The following is a 279-nucleotide window of genomic DNA, read 5'->3' as shown; positions in this document are numbered from 1 at the left end:
GGCCACGACCTTGCCGAGGGTCAGCAGCAGCGCCACCCACAGCCCGCCGGCGGGCGCGCCATCGCCACTGAACAGCCCGGCCAGTGCCGGGATCAGCACCAGCGCCAGCACGCAGGCCAGGTCCTCGACGATCAACCAGCCGACCGCGATCTTGCCGCGGCGGGTATCCAGCAGCCGCCGTTCCTCCATCGCCCGCAGCAGCACCACGGTGCTCGCGGTCGCCAGCGAGAAGCCGAAGATGATCCCGTGCAGGGTCGGCCAGCCCATCATCGCGGCCAG

1 protein-coding gene is annotated in these 279 nt (G+C 71.7%); it reads right to left on the bottom strand.

Annotation, left to right across the window (positions count from 1 at the left end; translation table 11 throughout):
• Positions 1-279, bottom strand: a 279-nt coding sequence (locus J4G32_RS21545) for a cation:proton antiporter domain-containing protein (RefSeq protein ID WP_210497801.1), incomplete at both ends; no start/stop codon positions are given.

This window comes from Microvirga antarctica (genome assembly GCF_017921815.1).
In the GTDB taxonomy this organism is placed as follows: domain Bacteria; phylum Pseudomonadota; class Alphaproteobacteria; order Rhizobiales; family Beijerinckiaceae; genus Microvirga; species Microvirga antarctica.
This window is presented reverse-complemented; position numbering and strand designations above follow the sequence as displayed.